General features: G+C 66.3%; 5 protein-coding genes. 3 read left to right on the forward strand and 2 right to left on the reverse strand.

What is annotated here, in order from left to right:
- The coding region (locus N878_RS13025; RefSeq protein ID WP_021444089.1) for an ABC transporter permease at window positions 1-917 on the reverse strand (917 nt) is incomplete at its 3' end.
- Complete coding sequence (locus N878_RS13030) at window positions 917-1,996, reverse strand: CYTH domain-containing protein (protein ID WP_021444090.1); 1,080 nt, start codon at window positions 1,994-1,996, stop codon at window positions 917-919. The genes N878_RS13030 and N878_RS13025, both read right to left, overlap by 1 nt.
- A 111-nt stretch (window positions 1,997-2,107) precedes the next feature.
- Here N878_RS13030 and N878_RS13035 point away from each other — a divergent pair, with 111 nt between their 5' ends.
- From N878_RS13035 to N878_RS13045, 3 genes are all read left to right on the forward strand, one after another.
- Window positions 2,108-2,785: a TIGR00153 family protein gene (locus tag N878_RS13035; RefSeq protein WP_031303132.1), complete on the forward strand. Its 678-nt coding sequence runs from the start codon at window positions 2,108-2,110 to the stop codon at window positions 2,783-2,785.
- A 39-nt stretch (window positions 2,786-2,824) separates the two neighbouring features.
- Entirely contained in the window at window positions 2,825-4,096 is a 1,272-nt protein-coding gene (locus tag N878_RS13040; RefSeq protein ID WP_031303133.1) for an inorganic phosphate transporter, read from the forward strand.
- A 215-nt stretch (window positions 4,097-4,311) separates the two neighbouring features.
- Window positions 4,312-4,751, forward strand: a 440-nt coding sequence (locus N878_RS13045; protein ID WP_021444093.1) for a M20/M25/M40 family metallo-hydrolase, incomplete at its 3' end; no start/stop codon positions are given.

The following is a 4,751-nucleotide window of genomic DNA, read 5'->3' on the forward strand; positions in this document are numbered from 1 at the left end:
AGCGCTTCACGGCGCGACAGGCCCAGGCAACGCAGCAGCGCGCTGGCGTCGAAACGGCGCGCGGCGAAGCGCGCCGCCGACAGTGCCACTGCCACCCCGGCGAGCAGCACGGCGGCCAGGCTGGCCAGGTTCAGGTAGCGCTCGGCACGGCCCAGCGCACTGCCGACCTGGCGATTGCCATCGCGAGCATCCTCCAGGCGCTGGTTGGGTTCGAGGCTGGCTTGCACTGCCTGACGGTAGGCGGCCAGCACCTCGGCATCGCCGCGCCACAGCTCGCGAAAGCGTACGCGGCTACCCGGTTGCACCACCTCGGTGGCGGCCAGATCGTCCAGGTGCATCAGCACCCGCGGGGTCAGGCTGTAGAAGTCGCCGGCGCCGTCCGGATCGTAGGTCAGCACGCGGGTCAGGCGCAGGCGCTTGGCGCCGATCTCGATCTCGTCGCCGATCTGCAGGCCCAGGGCGGCCAGCAGGCGCGTCTCGGCCCAGGCTTCGCCGGGCGCCGGACCCGCGCCGGGCTCTTCCGGCCGATAGGGGGCGGCGGCGCTTTTCAGTTCGCCACGCAGCGGGTAGGCATCGCTGGCGGCCTTGACGCTGGCCAGCTGAATGCCGTCGCCGGCGGCGACCACGCTGGAAAATTCGACTATCTGCGCGTGATCCAGGCCCAGGCGGGTGCCGGCCTCGATCTGTTCGGGTTTGGCCTGTGTGCTGCCGCTCAGGCGCAGGTCGGCGGCGAGAAATTCGCTGGCGCGCAGCAGCATGGCATCGTTCAGCCGCGCGCTGAAGTAGCCGATGGCGCTGCTGGCGGCTACCGCCACCAGCAGGGCGAAGAACAGCACGCGCAGCTCGCCGGCGCGGGCGTCGCGCAGCAACTGGCGGGTGGCCAGTGCCAGCAGGCGAGTAAGCGGTACGCGGTTCATCAGGGTTCCACGCGGTCGATCAGGTGGCCGGCCTCCAGACGGATCAGGCGTTGGCAGCGATGGGCCAGGCGTTCGTCGTGGGTGACCAGTACCAGGGTGGTGCCGCGCTCCTGGTTGAGCTCGAACAACAGGTCGCTGATGCGCTCGCCGGTGTGGCTGTCGAGGTTGCCGGTAGGCTCGTCGGCGAACAGCACGTCCGGCTCGGCAGCGAAGGCGCGGGCGATGGCCACCCGCTGCTGCTCGCCGCCGGACAGCTGGCGTGGGTAGTGCGACAGCAGCGCGCGCAGGTCGACCAGTTGCTGCAGCCAGTCCTGCAGCAGGCTCCAGTGTCCGTTGAAGCGGTATTGCTCGGCCAGGCGCTGGCTGGCGCCGAGCAGGTGCCAGGCGAGGGCGGCGAAGGCATCGTCCAGGGGCATCTCGGCGCTCGGCTGCGGCGCCGGCAGGCTCAGGCTGTAGCTGCCGGCGTCGAACAGGCGGTAGCCGCGCTCGGCCTTGCTGATGTCGCAGGGCATCAGCGGCAGCTCGGCGGCCAGTTCGCAGGCCAGCTCCAGCAGCGCCGCCGGTTCGCCCTGGCGCAGTTCCAGCTCCAGCTCGCAGATTTCTTCCTCGCCCTCGCCGGCGATCACCTTGCCCAGGTCCAGGGCGGCCTCGATGACCACCTTGGCCTTGCCGCGGCCCCAGGCGATCTCGGCCTTCTCGCGAACGAAATCGGTGGTGAACAGCGGCTGCAGGGTCTTCTTGTCCAGCTCGGCCAGGCTGGCCGGCCAGCAGCTGTCGTCGAGCTTCTTCAGGTCCAGCTTGGGCTTGGCCAGGTACCAGTCCCACTCGTTGCGTTCGGACAGGCCGGCGACGCTCTGGCCGCGGGTCTTCAGGGTCTGGATATATTGCTCGCCGTCGCGGCGCAGGCGCAGCGCGACGCGGGCCCCGGCCAGCTCGCGGGCCGGGGTGTCGTAGTACTGGTTGAACAACTCGGCGCGCTGCCAGCCGCTCTTGTTGCGCTTCTTCAGCAGCGGGTGTTCGCGCAGGGCGGCCAGGGTGGCACGGCTGGCGCGCAGTTTGATTTCGGTTTCTTTGACCATGGTCGGAAGCGAGGTGCCTTGTATGAAAATATGACAGTCCGATGACGCGCGCTGGCGATAGACGAAGGCGATCCCTATACTTGCCGCCTTCTCAAAACGGGGGCTTACCCTATGCCTATCAATCCCTTTGTCAGCCTGTTCGGTCGTTCACCCATCGGCCCCATGCAACAGCATATCGCCAAGGCCAATGAGTGCGCGGCGAACCTGGTGCCCTTCTTCGAGGCCGTGATGGCCGAGGACTGGGATCGGGTGGAACAGGTGCAACAGGAGATGTCCCGGCTCGAGCACGAGGCCGACAAGCTGAAGAAAAGCGTGCGCCTGCACCTGCCCAAGAGTCTGTTCCTGCCGGTGCCGCGCTCGGACCTGCTGGAGCTGCTCAGTGTACAGGACAAAGTCGCCAACCGTGCCAAGGACATCGCCGGGCTGATGCTCGGCCGCCAGATGGCCATTCCGCAGGCGCTGCAGCCGTTGATGCGCACCTACGTGCAGCGCAGCGTGGATGCCAGCGCCCAGGCGCTGAAGGCGATGAACGAGCTGGACGAGCTGCTGGAAACCGGCTTCGCCGGCCGCGAGGCGGTGCTGGTGGAGACCCTGATCGAGGAGCTGGGCGTGATCGAGCAGGACACCGATCGCCTGCAGATCGAGGTGCGCCGCAACCTGTTCAAGCTGGAGAAGGACCTTCCCCCGGTCGATGTGATGTTCCTCTATCAGATCATCGACTGGATCGGCGATGTCGCCGACCGCGCCCAACGTGTGGGCAACCGACTGGAACAACTGCTGGCGCGCTAAGCGCCAGTGTCCTTTCTGGGATCTACGGAAAACTAACTTATGTCTCTGATTGCGGACTACGGGCTGATTCTGCTCGTTCTTGCCTGCCTTTTCGGTTTTTTCATGGCCTGGGGTGTTGGGGCCAACGATGTAGCCAATGCTATGGGTACATCCGTTGGCTCGCGCGCACTGACTATCAAACAGGCGATCATCATCGCCATGGTCTTCGAGTTCTGCGGCGCCTACCTGGCCGGCGGCGAAGTCACCGAAACCATCAAGAACGGCATCGTCGATGCTTCGCTGATCAGCCCCAACCTGATGGTGCTGGGCATGATGTCGGCGTTGCTGGCGGCCGGCAGCTGGCTGCTGGTGGCCTCGACCAAGGGCTGGCCGGTATCCACCACCCATACCATCGTCGGCGCGGTGATCGGTTTCGCCGCGGTCGGCGTGTCGGTGGATGCGGTGCACTGGAGCGGCGTCGGCCCCATCGTCGCCAGCTGGGTGGTCACCCCGCTGCTCGCCGGGATCATCTCCTTCTGCCTGTTCGTCAGCGTGCAGAAGCTGATCATCGACACCGACAACCCCTTCCTCAATGCCAAGCGCTATGTGCCGCTGTACATGTTCCTCACCGGTTTCATGATCTCGCTGATGACCATGACCAAGGGCCTCAAGCACGTCGGCCTGAACCTCTCCAGCAGTGAAGGCTTCATGCTCTCGCTGGGCATCGGCGCTGCCGTCATGCTGCTCGGCATCGCCCTGCTCAGCCGCATTCATGTCGACGCCGAAGCCGACAAGGCCTTCCACTTCGCCAGCGTGGAGAAGGTGTTCGCCGTGCTGATGATCTTCACCGCCTGCGCCATGGCCTTCGCCCACGGCTCCAACGACGTGGCCAACGCGGTCGGTCCGCTGGCGGCCATCGTCGGCGTGATCCAGAGCGGCGGCGACCTGGCCGTCGGCGAGAAGTCTCTGGTGCCGGGCTGGATTCTGCTGCTCGGCGCGGTGGGCATCGTGGTCGGCCTGGCCACCTACGGCTACAAGGTGATCGCCACCATCGGCAAGGAAATCACCGAGCTGACCCCCAGCCGCGGTTTCGCCGCCGAGCTGGCCGCCGCCACCACCGTGGTCAGCGCCTCCGGCCTGGGCCTGCCGGTGTCCACCACCCACACCCTAGTCGGCGCCATTCTCGGCGTCGGCCTGGCGCGCGGTATCGGTGCGCTGAACCTGGGCATGATCGGCAAGATCTTCCTGTCCTGGATCATCACCCTGCCGGTGGGTGCGGCGCTGTCGATCCTGTTCTTCTTTATCCTGCGCGGGCTATTCGGCGGCGTCTGACGGTTCCCGTTAGGGGGCCTCTAAAAACGTAGGCGAGGCAGTCAGCGCAAGGCGAAAACAGGCGAAGAACGCACTGGGCCCGCATTCGGGTTTACGAGCTGTAAATGAGCTTCTGAGCCTGCTTTCAACGCAGCGATGACAACGCAGGTAGTTTTTAGAGGTGCCCCTGGCCGACGATGCCCCTATGATTGGGACACCGTCCAAGGAGAGCACCGATGCCGCTGCCGTCCTTCCAAGAGCAATTCGCCGCGCTGATCGCCGCGCCGTCGGTGAGCTGCACCCAGCCGCACTGGGATCAGAGCAACCGGCCGGTGATCGAGTTGCTCGCCGCCTGGCTCGGCGACCTCGGCTTCGCCTGCGAAACCCAGCAGATCGCCCCCGGCAAGTTCAACCTGCTGGCCAGCTACGGCAGCGGCCCCGGCGGCCTGGTGCTGGCCGGCCACAGCGACACCGTGCCGTTCGACGCCGCCCTGTGGCAGAGCGACCCGCTCAAGCTGACCGAGGTCGACGGACGCTGGGTCGGCCTCGGCAGTTGCGACATGAAGGGCTTCTTCGCCCTGGCCATCGAGGCCGTGCGGCCCTTGCTCGATCAGCCCTTCCAGCAACCGCTGCTGATTCTCGCCACCTGCGACGAAGAAAGCTCGATGGCCGGCGC

It is taken from the genome of Pseudomonas sp. EGD-AK9, assembly GCF_000465935.2.
Classification (GTDB): domain Bacteria; phylum Pseudomonadota; class Gammaproteobacteria; order Pseudomonadales; family Pseudomonadaceae; genus Aquipseudomonas.